20 protein-coding genes and 2 other annotated features are annotated in these 18,214 nt (G+C 36.9%); of the genes, 17 read left to right on the plus strand and 3 right to left on the minus strand.

The annotated features are described in order from the left end of the window. Nucleotides 1-303 precede the first annotated feature (303 nt). Complete coding sequence (locus AC3WOM_RS09655; protein ID WP_492446465.1) at nucleotides 304-750, plus strand: SRPBCC family protein; 447 nt, start codon at nucleotides 304-306, stop codon at nucleotides 748-750. Between the two features lie 199 nt (nucleotides 751-949). After that, nucleotides 950-1,639, plus strand: a complete 690-nt coding sequence (locus tag AC3WOM_RS09660; protein ID WP_492446467.1) for a valyl-tRNA synthetase — start codon at nucleotides 950-952, stop codon at nucleotides 1,637-1,639. Here the strand turns inward: AC3WOM_RS09660 and AC3WOM_RS09665 are convergent. Next, a complete protein-coding gene (locus AC3WOM_RS09665; RefSeq protein WP_492446469.1) occupies nucleotides 1,622-1,816 on the minus strand; it encodes a YszA family small membrane protein in 195 nt (64 codons plus the stop codon). The two genes, AC3WOM_RS09660 and AC3WOM_RS09665, sit on opposite strands and share 18 nt — an antisense overlap. 104 nt (nucleotides 1,817-1,920) lie before the next feature. After that, nucleotides 1,921-2,186 (plus strand) — a binding site (T-box leader). A gap of 120 nt (nucleotides 2,187-2,306) precedes the next feature. Between AC3WOM_RS09665 and AC3WOM_RS09670 the strand changes: the two genes are divergently transcribed. The 4 genes from AC3WOM_RS09670 to AC3WOM_RS09685 all read left to right on the plus strand — a co-directional run bounded on the left by AC3WOM_RS09670 (nucleotide 2,307) and on the right by AC3WOM_RS09685 (nucleotide 8,334). Beyond that, nucleotides 2,307-4,952, plus strand: coding sequence for a valine--tRNA ligase (locus AC3WOM_RS09670; protein ID WP_492446471.1), 2,646 nt, complete (start codon nucleotides 2,307-2,309; stop codon nucleotides 4,950-4,952). A 263-nt stretch (nucleotides 4,953-5,215) separates the two neighbouring features. Further along, complete coding sequence (locus AC3WOM_RS09675) at nucleotides 5,216-5,614, plus strand: hypothetical protein (protein WP_427542042.1); 399 nt, start codon at nucleotides 5,216-5,218, stop codon at nucleotides 5,612-5,614. Between the two features lie 177 nt (nucleotides 5,615-5,791). Then, on the plus strand, nucleotides 5,792-7,084 hold the full coding sequence (locus AC3WOM_RS09680) for a bifunctional folylpolyglutamate synthase/dihydrofolate synthase (RefSeq protein ID WP_492446473.1): 1,293 nt from the start codon (nucleotides 5,792-5,794) through the stop codon (nucleotides 7,082-7,084). Then, nucleotides 7,081-8,334: a bifunctional folylpolyglutamate synthase/dihydrofolate synthase gene (locus AC3WOM_RS09685; RefSeq protein ID WP_492446475.1), complete on the plus strand. Its 1,254-nt coding sequence runs from the start codon at nucleotides 7,081-7,083 to the stop codon at nucleotides 8,332-8,334. Before AC3WOM_RS09680 ends, AC3WOM_RS09685 begins: the two co-directional genes overlap by 4 nt. Before the next feature lie 172 nt (nucleotides 8,335-8,506). Here the strand turns inward: AC3WOM_RS09685 and AC3WOM_RS09690 are convergent, their stop codons facing one another. Next, nucleotides 8,507-8,755: a hypothetical protein gene (locus tag AC3WOM_RS09690; protein WP_492446477.1), complete on the minus strand. Its 249-nt coding sequence runs from the start codon at nucleotides 8,753-8,755 to the stop codon at nucleotides 8,507-8,509. A 456-nt stretch (nucleotides 8,756-9,211) separates the two neighbouring features. Beyond that, nucleotides 9,212-9,571 carry an SRPBCC family protein gene (locus AC3WOM_RS09695; protein WP_427542030.1) on the minus strand — a complete coding sequence of 120 codons (360 nt, stop codon included), beginning with the start codon at nucleotides 9,569-9,571 and terminating at the stop codon, nucleotides 9,212-9,214. 251 nt (nucleotides 9,572-9,822) lie between these two features. On the opposite strand from AC3WOM_RS09695, the gene AC3WOM_RS09700 reads away from it, so the two are divergent. The 11 genes from AC3WOM_RS09700 (at nucleotide 9,823) to rplU (ending at nucleotide 18,212) form a co-directional block, all read left to right on the plus strand. Further along, nucleotides 9,823-10,467 carry a hypothetical protein gene (locus tag AC3WOM_RS09700; RefSeq protein WP_427542027.1) on the plus strand — a complete coding sequence of 215 codons (645 nt, stop codon included), beginning with the start codon at nucleotides 9,823-9,825 and terminating at the stop codon, nucleotides 10,465-10,467. An 88-nt stretch (nucleotides 10,468-10,555) separates the two neighbouring features. Further along, nucleotides 10,556-11,149, plus strand: coding sequence for a Maf family protein (locus AC3WOM_RS09705; RefSeq protein ID WP_492446478.1), 594 nt, complete (start codon nucleotides 10,556-10,558; stop codon nucleotides 11,147-11,149). 34 nt (nucleotides 11,150-11,183) lie between these two features. Continuing rightward, nucleotides 11,184-11,855 carry a RadC family protein gene (gene radC, locus AC3WOM_RS09710; protein WP_427542189.1) on the plus strand — a complete coding sequence of 224 codons (672 nt, stop codon included), beginning with the start codon at nucleotides 11,184-11,186 and terminating at the stop codon, nucleotides 11,853-11,855. 539 nt (nucleotides 11,856-12,394) lie between these two features. Next, on the plus strand, nucleotides 12,395-13,414 hold the full coding sequence (locus tag AC3WOM_RS09715; RefSeq protein ID WP_427542021.1) for a rod shape-determining protein: 1,020 nt from the start codon (nucleotides 12,395-12,397) through the stop codon (nucleotides 13,412-13,414). A 12-nt stretch (nucleotides 13,415-13,426) separates the two neighbouring features. After that, nucleotides 13,427-14,341 carry a rod shape-determining protein MreC gene (gene mreC / locus AC3WOM_RS09720; RefSeq protein WP_427542018.1) on the plus strand — a complete coding sequence of 305 codons (915 nt, stop codon included), beginning with the start codon at nucleotides 13,427-13,429 and terminating at the stop codon, nucleotides 14,339-14,341. Further along, nucleotides 14,341-14,865 (plus strand): rod shape-determining protein MreD, encoded by a 525-nt coding sequence (gene mreD, locus AC3WOM_RS09725; protein ID WP_427542015.1) that lies wholly within the window; start codon nucleotides 14,341-14,343, stop codon nucleotides 14,863-14,865. Before mreC ends, mreD begins: the two co-directional genes overlap by 1 nt. 27 nt (nucleotides 14,866-14,892) lie before the next feature. Then, a complete protein-coding gene (minC, locus tag AC3WOM_RS09730; RefSeq protein WP_492446479.1) occupies nucleotides 14,893-15,561 on the plus strand; it encodes a septum site-determining protein MinC in 669 nt (222 codons plus the stop codon). A 1-nt stretch (nucleotide 15,562) separates the two neighbouring features. Further along, nucleotides 15,563-16,360: a septum site-determining protein MinD gene (gene minD / locus AC3WOM_RS09735; RefSeq protein ID WP_427542009.1), complete on the plus strand. Its 798-nt coding sequence runs from the start codon at nucleotides 15,563-15,565 to the stop codon at nucleotides 16,358-16,360. A 253-nt stretch (nucleotides 16,361-16,613) separates the two neighbouring features. After that, nucleotides 16,614-17,168 carry a peptidoglycan DD-metalloendopeptidase family protein gene (locus tag AC3WOM_RS09740; protein ID WP_492446481.1) on the plus strand — a complete coding sequence of 185 codons (555 nt, stop codon included), beginning with the start codon at nucleotides 16,614-16,616 and terminating at the stop codon, nucleotides 17,166-17,168. Beyond that, nucleotides 17,158-17,769, plus strand: coding sequence for a site-2 protease family protein (locus AC3WOM_RS09745; RefSeq protein WP_427542003.1), 612 nt, complete (start codon nucleotides 17,158-17,160; stop codon nucleotides 17,767-17,769). The genes AC3WOM_RS09740 and AC3WOM_RS09745 overlap by 11 nt, the downstream gene beginning before the upstream one ends. 45 nt (nucleotides 17,770-17,814) lie before the next feature. Then, nucleotides 17,815-17,889, plus strand: a sequence feature (ribosomal protein L21 leader region). Between the two features lie 14 nt (nucleotides 17,890-17,903). After that, nucleotides 17,904-18,212, plus strand: a complete 309-nt coding sequence (gene rplU / locus AC3WOM_RS09750) for a 50S ribosomal protein L21 (protein WP_313373082.1) — start codon at nucleotides 17,904-17,906, stop codon at nucleotides 18,210-18,212. Nucleotides 18,213-18,214: the final 2 nt, after the last annotated feature.

The following is an 18,214-nucleotide window of genomic DNA, read 5'->3' on the forward strand; positions in this document are numbered from 1 at the left end:
ACTTAATGGCATGCTAGATTATTTTCTGGCGTGCCATTTTTATATTGTTTGAAAAACCACTTGCTATAAAGTGTTGTTTTTTGGCAAGCTTGATATAAAGTTAAGAGCATGTCCACTCTAGATAACCGATATTTATTCACTTCAAAACATATCATTGTAATTTATTGCGTTTATTATTATCAACGATAAATTTTTGTTGGGTAAAGGACCTGATTTTGTAAAAATTATATCTTTCAGCATAGTCAATTTGTAGGCAAAATCGTTTATAATATAGCTATTCATAAAAGAAAGTAGTGAATTGATATGGCAACAGGCACACATATAGTCGAAGTACCCGTAGGAATTGATCATGTATGGGATTTCGTCAGTGATATGGAAAAATGGGCAAAGCTTGTCCCAGGTTATAACGCGCATGAGATGATTGATGACAAACATTCAATATGGACTTTTAAAGGCAATGTTGGAGTTCTGAAAAAAACAGTTCAAGTTGAAATTACTATTTTAGAATGGGCTGCTCCTAGTAAAGTAACATTTGAATTAAAAGGTCTTTCTGATAATTTTACAGGTAATGGATATTTCCTTGCAGAAAGCATCGATGCAGAAAATACTAAAATGACAGGCTTTTTAGAAGTAATAGCAGGTGGATTAGCAGGTCCTGTTTTAAATCCAATCTTTAAGCCAATCGTACCAAAAGCAACACAAATGCTAACAGATCGTGTAGCAAATAAAATTAAATTGGTACATGTATAATTTCATTTGTTCATTAGTAAAATGGCATGCTAGAAACTTTTCTAGTATGCCATTTTTTAGTGAAACCATCATATCGTTGTTTAAAGTAAGAATCTAAAATTATTTTTTCATTCTGCCTTAATTTTTCAATAGCATACCTGCCTTACTCGCTTCATATGATGCAAGGGGAGGGATTATTATCGAACACAAAACTTGGAATATGCGTGAAACTTTCTGTTTTCCTGGTTACGGCTGCCCAACAGAAATAGCAGCTGTGCAAATTAAGCCTCAGTGGCAGACAATGCAATTAGAAGATTCATTGCGATTAATGGGTATTTATCATATTACAGCACATGTTCGCTTTGATTTTCAAGATATGCAGGCTTTTAGTGATGAAGATGAATTAGTAAAAATTGATGCGCTTGATATTCAAGGGGATACTGGTTATTTTGAATATGCAGTCCCATTACATGTCGATTTACCTAAAGACTCAGCTCTCGAGGATTTAATGGTAAAAGATGTTCGACCAACACTTACTAATCAAATGTGTCAGCTTGAATGGACTGTTACAAGTATTTTTAATGAGCCAGAACTGGTCTTAGAAAATACTTGTGCTTTTGACCAACAATCGACCACAGCTAAAGCTGAAAAAGCAATTATTGTAGAAGAAACAGCACCCCTAAAGCAACATGTAGCTGTAGCCCAAAAAGAAGAACGGGTTGAAGTGAAAATTGCTCCAGCGAAACTTGACAAACTTACAGCGAGTGAACAAATAACTGTATTAAGAGAATCTTCAAGTCATATTGTGGTTCGTGAGTCCAGTTCCTGGCAAGAAGTTCCGTCAATGATCTGGGAATTAGAAGAAGGTTATACACCGCTAAAAGTTCGTGTTTCAAATGATATCATTTAAGAGTAAATAGCTTAGAAGTAGTAGGAGTAGTAAAAAGATGAAGTCTCCAGATGTTGGAATAATGATTACACGTATAAATTGAAACGCACAAATTGGCACAATAATTGTTCTACAATAAAAGCGAAATTGTCTTAGCCATGGTGGTAAAAAACAGGGATTATACTTACGTCGTCGCATTTAAATATTCACTTCCTTTTCTATTTCCTTTATTGTGAACACTAAAAATGACTAAATCACTTGAAAGATTGCACGATTTTGCGGTACAATGTGTAAAAATTGATATAGATGCTATGACAGGGAAGAGTAAATTATTCGTACATTTTTAGAGAGGAAACGGTAGCTGAAAAGTTTCTATCTGTGCCTAATTGAATGTAGCCCTCGAGCAGCTTTAGTGAACTAACAGTAGTTAAAGCCGGTTAAACACCGTTACCGAATTAAGAGCCAGTAGTAAATAGGCTTAAGTAGTGCTATTTCTATTCATAACACTTACTTTACCTCTGCTGGAATTAAAGGTGGTACCGCGAACTAAAACTCCTTCGTCCTTTTTGACGTTAGGAGTTTTTTTATTTTCAATTTATTTCTGATGAATGTCTTCTGAGCATGAGTCATGGAATGGTTGGAGCTTTTCGATGTTTGCACAAAATAACACACAACAGGAGGAGTCAAAATGACAGAAAATATTTCAATGCCAACTAAATATGATCCACAGTCCATTGAAACTGGTCGCTATGAATGGTGGCTACAAGGGAAGTTTTTCGAGGCACAGCCAGAAAGTGGGAAAAAACCCTATTCAATTGTTATTCCACCACCGAACGTAACAGGTAAATTACACCTAGGGCATGCTTGGGATACTACTTTACAAGATATTTTAACGCGCATGAAGCGTATGCAAGGATACGATGCCCTTTGGTTACCTGGTATGGACCATGCAGGGATTGCAACACAAGCAAAAGTCGAAGCAAAGCTACGAGAGGATAATATTACACGTTATGATTTAGGACGTGAAAAATTCCTCGAAAAAACATGGGAGTGGAAAGAAGAATATGCAAATCATATTCGCGATCAATGGGCAAAGCTAGGTCTTGGATTAGATTATACGCGTGAGCGCTTCACCCTTGATAAAGGTCTTTCTGATGCTGTTAAAACTGTTTTTGTTGATTTATATGAAAAGGGCTTAATCTATCGTGGTGAACGTATTATTAACTGGGATCCTGCAGCGAAAACAGCTTTATCAGATATTGAAGTTATCTATCAGGATGTTCAAGGTGCATTCTATCATATGAAATATCCACTAGCAGATGGCTCGGGGCATGTAGAAGTTGCCACAACACGTCCTGAAACGATGCTTGGTGACTCAGGAGTAGCTGTTCATCCAAATGATGAACGTTATAAGCATCTGATTGGTAAAACTGTAATTTTACCAATCGTTGGTCGTGAAATCCCGATTGTAGCCGATGATTACGTAGATATGGAATTTGGTACTGGGGTGGTAAAAATGACACCAGCCCATGATCCGAACGACTTTGAGGTTGGAAATCGTCACAATTTAGAGCGCATTCTTGTAATGAATGAAGATGGCACAATGAATGAGCTTGCTGGCAAATATAACGGTATGGATCGTTTTGAATGCCGTAAGCAAATTGTCGCTGATTTGCAAGCAGCAGGTGTGTTAATCCGTATTGAAGAGCATATGCATTCAGTAGGACACTCTGAACGTTCTGGTGCCGTTGTAGAGCCATATCTCTCAGCGCAATGGTTCGTTAAAATGCAACCACTTGCTGATGCTTCACTTGAGATTCAAAAAGACGAAGCAGGTAAAGTAAACTTTGTACCAGCTCGTTTTGAAAACACATACTCTCGTTGGATGGAAAATATTCGTGATTGGTGTATCTCTCGCCAATTATGGTGGGGTCATCAAATCCCAGCTTGGTACCATAATGAAACAGGCGAAATTTACGTAGGAAAAGAAGCACCAGCAGATGCAGAGAATTGGACACAAGATGAAGATGTTTTAGATACATGGTTTTCTTCAGCGCTTTGGCCATTTTCTACAATGGGCTGGCCAGACGAGACAAATGAAGAATATAAACGTTACTACCCAACAAGTACATTAGTAACAGGCTATGATATTATTTTCTTCTGGGTATCTCGCATGATTTTCCAAGGTCTTGAATTTACAGATCAGCGCCCATTCAAAGATGTATTAATTCATGGTCTAGTACGAGATGGTGAAGGACGTAAAATGAGTAAATCACTTGGCAACGGTGTTGATCCAATGGACGTAATTGAGAAATATGGTGCAGATTCCTTACGTTACTTCTTAGCAACTGGATCATCTCCTGGTCAGGATTTGCGTTATACAACAGAAAAAGTTGAAGCGGTTTGGAACTTTGCGAATAAAATTTGGAATGCCTCTCGCTTTGCCCTTATGAATATGGATGGTATGACATATGAAGAAATCGACTTAACTGGTGAAAAGTCAGTTGCCGATAAATGGATTTTAACTCGCTTAAATGAAACAATTGAGCGTGTAACATCCCTCGCAGAACGCTACGAATTTGGTGAAGTAGGTCGTGAGCTTTACAATTTCATTTGGGATGATTTCTGTTCATGGTATATTGAAATGGCTAAATTGCCTTTAAATGGTGATGATGAAACAGCTAAGAAAACGACTCGTTCTATTTTAGCTTACGTATTAGATCAAACAATGCGTCTATTACATCCATTCATGCCGTTCATTACAGAAGAAATCTGGCAGCACCTACCGCATGAAGGTGAATCTATTACTGTAGCTGCGTGGCCAACTGTACGTACGGATCTTCAATTTGCTGAAGAAGCAGATAACATGAAGCTCCTAATGGATATTATACGTTCAGTACGTAATATTCGTGCGGAAGTTAATACACCAATGAGCAAAAAAGTACCTTTATTTATCTCAGCAAAAGATGCAGCAACTGTAGCTGTCCTTGATGCAAATAAAGCATATTTAGAAAAATTCTGTAATCCAGAATCATTAACAATTGGTGAAGGCTTAGAGGCTCCAGGTCAATCAATGACAGCTGTAGTAACAGGTGCTGAGCTATTCTTACCACTTGTTGGGCTTATTAACCTAGAAGAAGAGATTGCTCGTCTTGAAAAAGAATTAGAAAAATGGGCAAAAGAAGTGAAGCTAGTATCAGGTAAATTATCGAATGAGAAGTTCGTGTCAAAAGCACCTGAAGCGTTAGTGAATGCAGAACGTGAAAAATTAGCTGACTATGAAAGTAAACATGCAGTTGTATTAAAACGTTTAGAAGAACTGAAAAATATGTAAATTTGAAACAGTGGATGGCAATAAAGTCATCCGCTGTTTTTCTTTTTTATGCATCAAAAGATATGTATTGTGTTAGGGAAAAATATATAGTAATATTTAAAATAATTAATATAATAGGTTAATTAGTCTTGTTATATTGTAGGTATAAAAAACTATTAACGAATAATGAAAACTTGTCGGCACTTTAAATGCAAAGTTAATTAATTTTGACTGTTCAATGTGAATGGTCTTTTTTACGGTGATAAACTGAATGGAGGTAAAGTATGACTGGAAATATTACTACAATTATTGCAAAAGTCAACAAGGCATGTGATGAATTAGATTTTGTCAGTGCAAGAGTATTGATTGAAACCAATCTTCTGAAATTATCAGAGGCAAAACATTATCGTTTGTTGAATTCAAATGGTCGTGTACTTATAAAGCATGTGCTAGCAGATAGTAAGACAGAAGAATCAGCGAATAAATTAACACGGAACGACTTATTAACCATAAAAAAAATTAACGAGTATTGCTCAAATTTTGATATTTCTATGCTAAAAAGAACTTTAAAAAACTCCTTTGATTTAGTGCAAAGAGCTGATGTCCTGCCATTGTTAAACAATGATGCTAAAATTATATTAGATAATATGGGAGCACTATTTGGTGCACACCAGCTTCAATAACTCGATATGAAATTGCTTAAAAACACACAGAACCTCACTTATAAAAGTGCCTTTCTGTGTGTTTTTAACGTTCATAAAAGAGTAGTTAGCTGGAATGAGCGTTTTTTACGAAATGTATGCGCAATATGCAGTACTTGTACTAAAATAGAGATATTGTAGTAAGAGGGAGTGTTTCTTTTGTTTAAAACAATGAAAGAGTGTACAGATTTTATTTTTACATTAAAGGCAGTAGACCATAAACGTGCTCCGCTTGTCCTGATGCGGGAGGTGCTTACACTTTTAGATAATCCTCAGGACAAATTTCGTGCTATTCATTTGGCAGGCTCGAATGGGAAGGGTTCCACTGTCAATGCGTTAAGAGAAATTTTGCAACATGCTGGCTGCAAAGTAGGTGCCTTTACTTCACCACATTTAGAGCAAGTGAATGAACGTATGACGATTGATGGTATTCCGATTGAGGATGAGGATTTTTTACTTTATATGAATAAAGTAGCCAAGCAGATTCAAATACATTATCAAGGTGAGTTTCCAAGCTTTTTTGAAGTTGTTACTTTAATAATGTTCCAATATTTTGCAGATCAAGCTGTAGATATTGCACTTATTGAAACAGGACTTGGAGGACGTTTAGATGCTACAAACGTCATTACACCTGAACTTTCAATTATTACTACCATCTCACTAGAGCATACTGCGTTTCTAGGTGACACTTTGGCGAAAGTAGCATTTGAAAAGGCAGGTATCATTAAAGATGGTGTACCAGTGATAGTGGGCGTAAAAAATGGTGAGGCACTTACTGTTATTCAGCAAATTGCAGAAGAACGTCATGCACCATGCCTTGTGTTAGGCAAGGATTTTAGTGTTGCCAATATAACGCAAGGTGCTAATTTGCAGCATTTTCATTATAAAAAGTCAAATAATGAGATGACAGATGTCCCATTAAAGATGGCAGGATCTCATCAAGTCAATAATGCGAGTCTAGCGATTACAGCTATCTCCACATTGAGAGAAAAGCAAGTACTTAACATTTCTAACGATTCAATACGTTATGCATTGGCAAATGCTCAGTGGGCAGGTCGTTTTGAGCAATTGCAGGGCAATATTGTACTAGATGGTGCCCATAATTCTGAAGGTACAGCTGCGCTTATTCAAACTCTTAAAGAGGTTTATCCAAATCAAAACTATCGCTTTATCTATGCCGCCTTATCAGATAAAGATCATGCAAACAGTATTGCTATGATGGATCAGATTGCTAAATCTATCTTCTTTACACAAATAGATTTACCGAATGCCATGCCTGCTGAAAAATTAGCTGAGCTCTCTATAAATAGGGAAAAAGAATTTCATTTAGATTGGAAGGAAATGGTGCAAAAAGTGCTCCGTCAACGAGATGAGAAGGACATTGTAATTATTACAGGCTCACTGTATTTTATAGCAGAAGTACGCCAATGGCTTCAGGAGGGTGAACGATGATTCCTAATCTAAATCGTTATAAAGAAAAATGGAACGTTAAGAGCGATGATATTATTAAACCTGGTCTTGCTGCGATTGAAGAGGCATTAATAAAAGTCGATAATCCAGAAAACGAGTTGCGGGTTGTCCACTTAGCAGGGACGAATGGTAAAGGCTCGACGCTCACATTTCTTGAATCAATAGCGAAAGCGCATGGCTTGCGTGTAGGTAAATTTATGTCCCCTTGCATTGTCGATGTACATGACCAAATTCAAGTGGAGGGTCAAGCAATTACTGAAGTGGAGATGGATCAAGTATTCCAACAAATGCAGGCAGCTGGACTTAGTGAGAAATTAACGGATTTTGAGCTTTTAACGATTGCAGCATTTTTACATTTTGCTGCTAGTAATATCGATATCGCTCTTATTGAAGCAGGTATGGGTGGCTTACTTGATAGTACAAATGTAGTGACACCGATAGTATCGATTATTCCAAGTATTGCTTTAGAGCATACAAATTTTTTAGGCAATACCATTGAAAGTATCACCCATCATAAAGCTGGCATTATGAAGTCATATAAACCAGTAATAATTGGTGATTTACCACAAGAGGCAAAGGAAATTATCTATAAGAAAGCTCAGGAAAAACAGTCATCTGTACTTGAACTGAATCAGCAATTTTATGTAGGACAAGAGAAGGATGGAGAGGTATATGATTATAGTAAGCTGGGCTTCCGTATTTCAAAGCTATCACGATCTATGAAGGGAGTACATCAGGCGAATAATATGGCTTTGGCGATAACGGCCTTTTTTGAAGTGGCAGCTGCACTAGATATAAATGTCAATAAAAATGCTCTTCAAAAGGGAGTGAAAGAAGCAGCCATTTTAGGGCGCTTTGAAGAAATTTTGCCCTTTGTAATTTTAGATGGTGCTCATAATCCGGCAAGTGTTGAAAAATTAATTGAAACGATAAAATATGAGTTTCCCGATGAGCAAATTACTTTTGTAATTGGAATACTAGCAGATAAAGATGTGCAAGAAATATTGCAGCTACTTGAGCAGGTAAGCGATCAATTTTATTTTGTTGATTTTAATAATCCTCGTGCAATGAGTGCTCAAAACATGTTGAAGCTATCTGCTGCTTCCTATAAAGAAGTTATAGTAGACTATGCTTCATTTTTACAACATCAGTCTGAAAGAAAGTTGAGAACCATTGTAACAGGCTCTTTATATTTATTAACAGAAGTACGGAGTGAATTGAAAAATAGATAGCATTTAGTGGTATCAGTACTCATTTTTTATGGGTACTGATGCGCATTGGTGTTTTTTCTTGAAGCGCTCGATAGCATTGTTGCATATGTCTAAGGAGATAAGCTTGGTTGTTCAAGGGTATAAAACAATTTCGCTTTATGACCTAGAAGATGAAATAACTGATTCTCAAACATTATGAACAACATGAAACAGCTTTTTCAACGTCTTTTGCACCTACATACACGGAACCCTTAGTATCTATTATATAGTCGATATTATTTTCTTTTAATCTTACTAATAATAATTCTCGTAACTCTTCTGATAAATTTTCTTGTCTGGCAAAAGATATGTAAGTTCCCTCAATAGAATCCCCATTACTACATCCATTCAGTAAACTCAAACATAAGATGATAGAAAGCAAACATCTAAATTTTAACTTCATAAAATCTCCCCTCTATATCACCGCATAGTTCTAAAAAGGCACGGAAAATCAATGTTTCTAATAATCAATTTCACGCCCCTTTAAAAGTTTATACAGTTAGTAGTATAAAATTCAAAGCGAATAGCTAGATTCATTCTTCTCTATTATTTTTTAGTTAATCGCTCACCTATTATTTCCAGGATAGTTTCCCAGTATTTTTTCATTTCTTCTCTAACATACTGATCTGATAGTTTCTCTTGATGAAAGCTAATCGTTGTTTTATCTTCATTCAGCAGAAGACTCCCACCTCTACAGGTGGTGAGATGAATGCGGTTTTGTTTCCTTTTCAGTGGGTGTCCAAACACCTACTGAATGAAGATAAAGCCTCTGGCGGATGTCACGGAATCGGAAAGGAGTTAATAAAGGATGTTAGCCTAAAATCATCGCATCCCTGCGATAACGGCTAACTGACCTGCTTCATGCAGGCCTAAGCACAAAGCCGATTCTGGACGCAATTATGCCGAGGCATAATTGATTGTCTGCTTTTGATAGAACGCGAATTTGAACTGTTGATGGCTGCTCCCATCCTTCCTTTTTCCACGTCAGACGAAGCTGTTGTAACGGTTTAACAATCCGAATTTCTCCTGACCCCAAATTCGTCATGTATGTCTGACCTGGATTAAGAATAATGCCAGTGCTTTCCCCCAGCCAAAGATTTAATCCATCTGGCGAGGTGAGGAGATTCCAAGCATCCTCTGAAGAGATAGAAAATGATCTTCTTACACCTACTTGAAAGCCAGCTCCTTTTGTTTGCCCAATAACTCTATCGTTAGCCATCTTGGTTTCACTCCAATAGTTTTATTTTGTCTATAAAATGTTATTCGATTTTTCCTTCATGATTCCCTTTTCTATATAGCAAAATAGATTGTTTTTGAAGGTGGAAATAGCAGTTTTTTAAGGTATATCTTCTGTAAAACTACTAAATCAAAATATAGTAAATTAGCATTTACAGCTGCTTTTTTACATATACTTATATCAAATTGTCGTCGATAGCAGTCCGAGATGTTGAAGGAAGAGGTGATGAATGAATGAAAATTGTCAGTCAGGTAATGAAAAAACAAATATTTCGAGCAATGATTATTGGAGGAATAGTCGGGCTTTTTGGTGTAGCAATTTTTCTAGGTATTCTTCAGGCGAGTACTCAATTATCTTTAAAAAATGATAGCAACGAGGTAGCAAACAGCAATAATAAGGATGCAGACTCTGAAACAATTCCGACAGCGGGAGGTGCCGCAAAGTCATCCATGTTTTTTGCGAGTCAAGCAGGGGTTTATTCAAATTATGAAAGTGCCAGCTCCTTTGTCTCCGAGCACCCTTCATTAAAAGAAAGTGCCATTGTTGAAGTGGATGGGAAATTTTATGTTTGGACAAGCATGGTAACAGATGAAAGCCAGCTTACCTTTTTAGAAGATCCTGCTACTTTTAAAAAAGCATTTAATGTAAGCAGTGATAGCTGTAAGGAGGCAACAATTGCAGAGCTTCCATCCGTGTTAGCTGATAAAAAAGCAACAAAATTAAATTTTAAGGAAAATTCAAAGGATTCTACACTTCCTGCTGATTGGCAATCGATTGGAGCTGCAGCCACTTCTATTTCAAATGATGTTAGCATTATTCGCCTACAGGTTTTTGCCCATTACAAATCGAAAAATGCTTGTCTTCAAGTAAAATTTTAGCATGAAATCAGCATTATCTTGATTATTAGAAAATTTTCAAATACCAATTTCTCCGTTATGATAGCTAGTAAGGAGGAATGGTTAAGTTATGTTTAAAACAAATCATAACCTTGTGCTTGCTTCTGCTTCACCTAGACGAAAAGAATTACTAGCTATGTTATCACTTCCTTTTGACGTTGTTACGAGTGAGGTAGAAGAGACAAGTGTTCAGGCAACAACAATGCAAGATTATGTGAAAGGTGTAGCTCTATTGAAAACACGTGATGTCGCAAAAAAGGTTCCAAGTACAACTGTTATTGGTGCAGATACGATTGTTGTTTATAATAATGAGCTACTGCATAAACCAAAAACTCGTGAGGAAGCAATTTCTCACTTAAGTCGCTTATCAGGCAAACATCATGCGGTCATGACAGCTGTTGCCATAATCGAACCTAATGGTAATGAAACAGTGTTTATTGAAGAAACCACGGTTGTCTTTCATCATTTATCACAGGAGCTAATCGAAGTATATGTAGATTCGGGAGATCCATTTGATAAAGCAGGCGGTTATGGCATTCAAACGGCTGGAACCCTTTTAGTGAAGAGAATTGAAGGTGATTATAACAATGTTGTCGGCTTACCACTTGCAGCTTTGTTTACGCAAATGGTAGCACTCGAGATAATCCAATTTGCGAAGGAGTGAGGCTTGATTGCCGAATGATGTTTTACTTAGTATGATGATACGAGACGTGAATATTGAAGATCGTCCGCGTGAGAGATTATTGCGACAAGGTGCAATGAGTTTATCGAATCAGGAGCTACTTGCTATTTTACTTCGAACAGGCACTAAAGAGGAGTCTGTTCTTGTTCTAGCAAATCGTGTATTAAGTGTTTTTGAGCGTTTGCATCATTTAAAGCATGCGACTATTGAAGAAATGGTTGCGATTAAAGGAATAGGCGAAGTGAAAGCCATTCAATTATTAGCAGCCATTGAGCTTGGTAGACGTCTTGCTCAGAAGCAAAGTGAAGAAAAGTATACAATCCGATCTCCAGAAGATGCTGCTGCCTATTTAATGCCCGATATGACCTCGCTAAGTCAGGAACATTTCGTTGCTCTTTTCTTAAATGTAAAGAATCAAATTATTCATAAGCAAACGATTTTTATAGGTAGCTTAAATGTTTCTATCGTTCATCCAAGAGAAATTTTTCGCGAGGCTGTTAAAAGATCGGCAGCTTCTATAATTTGTGCACATAATCATCCGAGCGGAGTACCAACACCTAGTACGGAGGATATTGAAGTGACAAAAAGATTAGTAGAAGCCGGTTATATTATGGGCATTGAATTAATTGACCATGTCATTATAGGGGATCATCAGTTTATTAGCTTAAAAGAAAAAGGTTATTTTTAACTCTGCATATATTTTGCAGAGTTTTTAATGTGTTTACTAGTTTACATAATCGACTTAAATAGCAGTTTTGAATGATGAGTCATTGTATTGAAAATAAATATTTTGTATTTTTTTGCGATATATTGTAAAAGAAAGCGAACCTTTTTTTAGATTAAACGTTATTGTATTCGTAGAAATATCTAGTATATTCACAAAAATTGGTAGCCTAATACACGTTGTCTTATAACCATAAAAATTATATTCTAATCTATACGTACTATTTTAAGTTTAGGAGGGAATTAAAATAGTATCTTTTCCGCAAGAAGAGGCATGTAGCACTACAAATTCTTGCGTTTTTCCGTTATAATGAAAGGTATGATTTTATCTTTATGCAATAGACGGTTCTCACCTCAATAATTGGTGAGAAGAATGAGTATGTCATTTTTTCAGTGCGTGTTGAACACCAGCTGGATGGAGGTAAAGCCTCTGAATGCAATTATGGACAGAGGTATAATGGATGTCAACGAAAGTATGGCTTAAATAGAAAGGGAGTACACAATTTGTTTGGACTAGGAAGCAAAGATGTCGGGATTGACCTCGGCACAGCGAATACATTAGTGTTTATTAAAGGAAAGGGCATCGTTTTACGAGAGCCTTCAGTCGTAGCAAAAAATACAAAAACAGGAGACATCGTTGCCGTTGGTAATGATGCGAAAAATATGATTGGTCGTACACCTGGCTCAATCGTAGCAATCCGTCCAATGAAAGACGGTGTTATTGCTGATTTTGATATAACTACAGCGATGATTGAATATTATTTAAAAGAAGCCTCTAAAAATTCTGGTGGCAATTGGAAAAAGCCAAATGTAATGATTTGTGTGCCGTATGGTATCACGTCCGTTGAGCAACGTGCTGTAATTGATGCTGCTCGTCAAGCTGGGGCTAAGGAAGCATTTACAATTGAAGAGCCGTTTGCAGCAGCTATCGGTTCGAATTTACCAGTATGGGATCCCACAGGGTCAATGGTTGTTGATATCGGTGGCGGTACAACAGAAGTTGCAGTTATTTCATTAGGTGGTATTGTAACAAGTGAATCTGTTCGTGTTGGTGGGGATGCGATGGATCAATCTATCATTTCGTATATTCGTAAATCCTATAACCTAACAATTGGTGAACGTACTGCAGAGGCTGTAAAGATGGAAATTGGTACAGCGTTAGCAGAAGGTCCAGAAGAAAAAATGGATATTCGAGGACGAGATTTACTAACAGGTTTACCAAAAACAATTGAAATTTCATCAAAGGAAATTTCTGAGTCTTTACGTGAAGCGGTATCATCAATTATTGATGGTGTTCGAAAAACATTAGAGCAAACACCTCCTGAATTATCCGCAGACGTAATGGAACGCGGTATTGTGCTAACAGGTGGGGGTGCGCTATTAACGAATTTAGACAAAGTAATTAGCCGAGAAACAAATATGCCAGTTTTTATTGCGGAAGATCCGCTTGACTGTGTAGCTATTGGTACAGGTAAGGCGCTAGACCATATTGATTTAATTCGTCAACAACAAGTTAAAGGGTAGGAGGTTTAGGCAATGCCACATTTTTTTTTCAATAAGAAATTAATTTTGCTGCTCGTGGGCATGGTTTTTCTTGTGGCATTGATTAGCTTCTCATTACGCGATCGGACGAACGCAACTCTACCAGAGCAAATTATTAAAGATACTGTCGGCGTCGCACAATCTATTGTTGCGAAGCCGGCGAACTATATTACAGGTATTTTTAATAAAATTGACTCCCTCTTAAACACGTACGAAGAAAATAAACGTTTAAAAGCACGCTTAGAAGATTTTGCGGTTGTACAAGCTGAAGCAGCGGATTTAAAATTAGATAATAAAAAGCTACAAGAGCTTATTGATAAATCAGAGAGCTTAAAAGATTTTAATCCGATTCATGCAACAGTTATTGCTAGAAATCCAGACCAGTGGGAAGAGAAAATTATTTTAAATAAGGGATCTTCACATGGTGTGGAAAAAAATATGGCAGTTATGACAGCGAAAGGTTTAGTTGGTAAAATTATTTTAGTGACACCTTTCACATCTGAGGTAGAGCTTTTATATACAAATAATCCAAACTATCGTGTTTCTGCGATGGTATTAGGAGATAAAGAAGCATACGGTTTAATCGAGGGCTTTGATAAAGAACGTAATGAACTCATTATGAAGCGAATCGATTCTAGCTTAACAGTTAAAGAAGGCCAGCAAGTAGTTTCTTCAGGTCTTGGCGGTATTTTCCCTAAAGGGGTGCCGATCGGAGAAATAACAGAAGTAAGTACAGATGATTTTGGCTTAACAAAAATGGCCTATGTAAAACCATCTGCAGATTTTTCAATTTTAGACCATGTTGTGATTGCGAAACGCACATCGACAGTTATTGATGGGTCAGATGGCAATGCAACCAATGAGGATCTATCAAATCCACCAGAGGCGAATGAAGAGGAGGAAAAATAATGGTTCGATTTCTCATCCCCTCTGTGGCGGTTTTACTTTTTTTACTAGAACCAGAGTTTGCGATGCTTTCACCAATTGAAGTGAAGGGGCATATCTACTATTTAGTTCCACGATTTTTAATCTTATATTTAATTTTTATATCCATCTATTACAGCCGTCAGCGTGCGGTAATGTATGGACTTTTTTTTGGTGTCTTGTATGATGTGTTTTACATTGATATTATTGGATTATATTCAGTGCTATATCCGCTTATTTGTTTTTTAGCAGGATCTATCGTGAAAGTGATTCATCAGCACTTAGTTGTGACAACGTCAATTTCAGTTATTTTAGTAGCCATTTTAGAATTTATACTCTATCAATTTTTCTATCTTATCGATTTTACAGCAATCCCATTATCGGATTTCTTACGTTCACGACTACTTCCAACAATCATTGCAAATGCTTTATTTTTAATGATGCTTGGTTGGGCTTTCAAATATTTAATTAATGCGCGTGTCTTACAGAGAGCACGTGAAGTTTCTTAACAAAGAGCAACGTGAGGTGAGGCATTCATGAAAAAACAGTTAGTGAATATGAAGGGGACAAAGGATGGTTTTGTTCTTCGTTTAGATGATCAATGCGCATATGTCGATTTAGTAGAAGAATTAAAGAAAAAGGTTTCAGAAAGCGGTATCGATGGCAAAGTGGATGTCCAATTATATTTAGGCTATCGATACTGTTCAGAAGATCAAATGAATGAGCTAATTAAAATTGTGCAGGAAACAGAACAACTTATCGTTTCAAAAGTGCAAAGTGAAGTACTGACTATCCATGAAAGCAACCAGAAAATGATTGAAAGTCAACAAGATACATATATAGGCGTGGTCAGATCGGGACAAATTGTGCGTTCGGCAGGTGATATTATCATTGTTGGAAATGTCAATCCAAATGGACGTGTTGAAGCTGGTGGTAATGTGTATGTTCTAGGTAGACTTAAAGGTATTGTACATGCTGGTCTTTATGGTAATAAGGAGGCAATCATTGCAGCATCCCGCTTTGAAGCAACACATATCATGATTGCTGATCAGGTTCAAGTGATGTCAGATGAACATGTAAAAGCAATTAATCAGGAAGAAATGACATGTGCATTTATCGGCTACGATGGGCGTATTACGTACGATCAAATTCATGTGTTAAAAAATATTCGACCATTGTTAAATGTGTCTAAGGGAGGAAGCTAGTGTGGGAGAAGCGATCGTCATAACTTCAGGTAAAGGCGGTGTCGGAAAAACAACGACAGCGGCTAACCTTGGGACTGCATTGGCTCTACAGGGTAAAAAAATATGTTTAGTAGATACTGATATTGGTCTACGTAATTTGGATGTAATATTAGGTCTTGAGAATCGAATTATTTATGATTTAGTTGATGTTGTTGAAGGACGCTGTAAAATTCATCAAGCATTAATAAAAGATAAACGGGTAGATGAGAAACTATTTTTATTACCTGCTGCTCAAACGACAGATAAAAATGCTGTTAATCCTGAGCAAATGAGGAGCTTAATAGAAGAGTTAAAAAGAGATTATGATTATGTATTAATAGACTGTCCTGCTGGTATTGAGCAAGGTTACCGTAATGCTGTTGCTGGTGCAGAGCATGCCATTGTAGTAACAACACCTGAAATCTCTGCTGTGCGTGATGCGGATCGTATTATTGGCTTGCTTGAACAGGAAGAAATCACAGCACCTAAACTCATTATTAATCGTATTCGTCAGCATATGATGAAAAATGGGGATACACTGGATGTAAATGAGATAACTACACATTTGTCTATCGACTTATTAGGTATAATTGTAGATAATGAAGATGTTATTTCATCATCGAATAAAGGTGAGCCAATTGTCATGGATCCTGCAAATAAGGCATCCCTAGGTTATCGTAATATTGCCCGTCGAATACTTGGTGAATCTGTACCACTTATGGCGATTGAAGATGAAAATAGGGGTGTATTTTCAAAACTGAAAGCGTTATTTTCGAGATAGTCTTTTAAGTCTTTTCGTGCATTTGTGCGAGAAGGCTTTTTTTGTGGCTTGATGGATAGAAACCTCGAAGTGATGGATAGAGGAGCCAAAGTGGCAGATAGAAACCTCGAAGTGATCGATAGAAGAACCATAGTAGTGGATAGAATCATCACAATCCAGAATTCGATGTCCTACTTGGATAGTTGACCTGTTCAAAACTTTTTCTGCATGAATGGACATGCAATCTCATATAGTGTGAAAAAAGGATGAGGGCTTGTTTAAAAAATGGAAATGGATGGTCACAATCTTACTTGTGGCAGGAATTATGCTGATGATTCGTCTAGAAGATCAGGGGGTGCTAGATACACCTGTGCGAAAGCTGGTGACAACATCAGAGGATTTAACTTATTTAAGCGAGCTAGGGCAAAGCTGGTTAAACAAAGAGGATGAAACCATTTTAGTATCGAGCGATGTTGGGCAAACTGAACTTTTAGCGTTTGCAAATGCTCAAGTTTTTAAGGAAGGCTTTTTATTGCAGTATGATATAGGTTTACCTATCTATGCTGGACAGAATGGTCTAGTTGTTTTTACAGGTCATACAAAATACACGGGTAAAACGATGACGATTACTTATGATGACGGCACAACAGTTTCCTATGGTATGCTGGATAGTTTAGCACAGCTGCCCTATACAACGGTGCAGACAAATGATTTAATCGGCATGAAAGAGTCTGGACAACTCTATCTATCAATTGAAAAAGATAAAACACATTATAATTTAGAACAGATTGTGCAATGGCTGGAATCAACGACAGCAGATGAAGATTAAATTACACCTTCTTTGTATCCCTCTTGTATTGTTAATGATTTTTAGTGGCCAAATTGCCTACTATGCTATTATTTTAACTTCCTTACTTTGGCATGAAGCCGGGCATCTATTAGCCGCAATGCTTTGCGGCGTTAAGGTCAAATCATGTGTTATTACACCATATGGAGGGGAAATCGAATTTGAAAATCCAGCGGTTGTGCCAGCATCGTCACTCCTATGGATTGCCCTAGGGGGACCAATCGCTACAATTATAGGGATTGGCCTCGCTTTTTTTATGCCAGAAATTCTTGCCAATAAGCTTATCAATGTTCAGCTTGTCCTTTTAGCTATAAATTTATTACCGATTATTCCGTTGGACGGTGGTCGAATATTTATGGCGTGTTTATATTTATTTTATCCAAGTGTTCATGCGTTTGAATATTACTATTGGCTTTCTCTCATAATAACATCTATCACATTTATTTTAACGTTAACTAATCTACCACATTCTATTTTTTTAGCTATTCTTTGTTTATTTATTTGGCTTCAAGCAATAAAAGAATGGAACTATCGAAAATATCGCTTAGCATTTGAGAAATATGTGATGAATAGATTGACTTAAAAAAAAGCGTGTGGTAATATTTTAATGTTATTGTTTGTAGCACCTGTGCTACTACAACCGCTCTGGAAAGGTTTAAGTATCTTTGATCACCTTTGTAAACAGGCGAGTCTGAGTCTAAGAGGAGGTGCAGTAAAATGTACGCAATTATTGAAACTGGTGGTAAACAAATCAAAGTAGAAGCTGGTCAAGAAATCTATGTTGAAAAATTAGGTGTAGAAGCTGACGAGGTTGTAACTTTTGATAAAGTATTATTCGTTGGTGGCGAAAACGTTAAAGTTGGCGCTCCATTCGTAGAAGGTGCTACTGTAACAGCTAAAGCTGTGAAAGAAGGCCGTGCGAAAAAAATCGTTGTTTTCAAAATGAAAGCTAAAAAGAACTACCGTCGTAAACAAGGTCACCGTCAACCTTACACAAAATTAGTTGTTGAAACAATCAACGCTTAATT

This window comes from Lysinibacillus sp. FW301-JW8 (assembly GCF_058788755.1).